The organism is Streptomyces sp. WM6372 (genome assembly GCF_001279655.1).
Lineage (GTDB): Bacteria > Actinomycetota > Actinomycetes > Streptomycetales > Streptomycetaceae > Streptomyces.
In genome coordinates, this window is record NZ_LGDB01000065.1 from 1 (window position 1) to 2,256 (window position 2,256).

Annotated in this window: 2 protein-coding genes; both read right to left on the reverse strand. The window is 75.1% G+C overall.

Annotated elements, in window-relative coordinates; genetic code table 11:
* Positions 1 to 907, reverse strand: a 907-nt coding sequence (locus tag ADK52_RS07380; protein WP_159045863.1) for a serine/threonine-protein kinase, incomplete at its 3' end; no start/stop codon positions are given.
* A gap of 138 nt (positions 908 to 1,045) precedes the next feature.
* Positions 1,046 to 2,256, reverse strand: a 1,211-nt coding sequence (locus ADK52_RS07385) for a PQQ-binding-like beta-propeller repeat protein (RefSeq protein WP_159045864.1), incomplete at its 5' end; no start/stop codon positions are given.

Here is a 2,256-nt window from a genome sequence, read left to right on the forward strand (position 1 = left end):
GCAGCGGGGTGGGGGCCACGGTGGCGACGTCCCCGATCCGGCGGGACAGGTCGGCGAGGAGCGCCTGCGGCAGCAGCTCGGCGAATTCCCCGGGGTCGAACGGCCCCCACTCGTCGCGCAGTCGGCCGGGCGCGGGCCGGTCGCCCGGCTCCGGTGACAGGCAGGCGGTGAGCGTCGCGCGCAGTCCGTCCGGCAGGCCTGTCAGGTCGGGGTCGGCCCCGTGCCGCAGCAGTTCGAGGGTGCTCTGTCGGCCGCGGGCGTCGTAGGGGCCGTGTCCGGTCGAGGCGAACACCAGGACCGCCGCGAGGGCGAACACGTCGCCTTCCGGGCCGGGCGGTCCTCCGCGCGCCTGCTCCGGCGACATGTACGCCGGTGTGCCCGCGGGTCCCCCGGCCTCCGTGAGGCGGGGGCTGCCCGGGGCCTGGGCGAGCCCGAAGTCGATGAGGCGGGGGCCCTGCGCGGTGATCAGTACGTTCGACGGCTTGACGTCCCGGTGGACGAGCCCGGCACGGTGCAGGGCGGCGAGGGTGGCGGCGAGCGCGGAGCCGAGTCCGCGGACGACCGGTTCGGGCAGCGGCCCCCCGGCCGTCACCGCCTCGGTCAGCGAGGGCCCGATGAGGTATGCCGTGGCCAGCCAGGGTCGCGCCGTGTCGGGGTCGGCGCCGAGGAAGGCGGCAGTGTGCTCCGCTCCCAGGGCCCGCGCGGCCTCGGCCTCCAGCGTCAGTCGCTGGCGGTAGCCGGGCTGGTCGCGCAGGTCGGACCGGACGGTCTTGACCGCGGCGAGGCGGCCACCGGCGGTGCGGGCCAGGAAGACGGTCCCCATGCCGCCGCCGCCCAGCCGGCCGAGGAGGGTGTACTCCCCGAGCCGTTCGGGATCGTCGGGCAGCAGGGGCAGGAGCGTGGACATGACCGGTGAACTCCTTCGGGGCGGCGGTCGGACCTGTGCGCGTGTGGTCGTACCTGTACGTGCGTGCCTGTGCGTGCGTGCCTGTACGTGCGTGCCTGTACGTCCGTGCTTCGGCGGGCGTGGAGGGTGGGCCCGGGGTCAGTCCGCCGGGAGGGCGACGACGGCGGACGGCCGGGCGACGAGCAGGGTGCCGGGGACCGCGGCGAGTTGGAACGGTTCCCGGGCCTCCACGCCCGCGAGCCCGGTCTGCCACAGCCGCTTGCCCGAGGGGAGGCCGGTCGCGGTGACCTGGTGCAGGGTCGCGAGGTAGAGGGTGCGTCCGGAGGCGCTCGCGGTCATACTCCCGAGCATGTTCCACTCCAGGTTCTCGGTGAGCGTCTGCTCCCACAGCGTGCGTCCGGTGTCCGGGTCGACGGCGACGATGGGGCCCGTGCCGTCGTCGGCCAGGTACACGGTGTGGCCGCTGAAGAAGGGCGGGGCGTTGGTCCCGGCGACCAGGGCCTGCGATTCCCACAGCCGGGTGCCGGTCTTCAGGTCGTAGGCGTGGGCGCGACCGCGGGAGAGCAGGAACAGCCGTCCGCCGCCCTCCGGGTCCACCACGGAGGCCGGGCCGCCGTGTACGTCGGGGTAGGAGCGGTTCCAGAGCATGCGTCCGCTGCTCCGCTCGAAGCCCGCGATCGCGAGGGTCCGGACGGCCGTGACGTCTCGGAACATCTGCTGGGGTGCCTGTACCTCCACGACGACCGTCTCGGGGCCGACGGTGGTGGCGAGTTGCGCGTTGCCGAATCCGCTCGGCAGCGGGGTGCGCCACAACTCCTTGCGGTGGTCCAGGTCGAACGCCGCCAGCAGGTATCCGCCCGTCGGACTCCCGTCTCCCGTGAGCAGCCACGCGGTGGCGCCGTCGGCGGCGAGCACCCTCGCGAGCTGCTCGTTGCGCTGGAGCCACTGGGTACGGCCGTCCCGTATCGAGCAGAGCGACAGCCCCTCGCGCGTGGCCGTCAGGAAGCGGTCGCCGGGCACCTGGACGGGCGGGGTGCCGCCAGCGGCGGGCAACTGCCACACCTCCTTGCCGGTGCGCAGATCGTGCCCGTACAGGACGTCGCCGCGCGTCATCAGGCAATGGTCGGCGCTGCTCACCGGGAGGAGCCGGGTGCGGGCCGTCGGGTCGTCCAGGCGCCACAGGGCGGCCGGCGGCATGCCGGGCACGCGGGGGCTCGTACCGGAACCGCCGCCCGCCGCGGACGGCCCGGTGCGGCTGTCCTCGCGGGTCAGGGCGGACCAGGCGAGGGTCCCGGAGACCCCGAGGGCCGCTCCCGCCGCGCCGGTCAGCAGGCCGGACAGGACTCGGC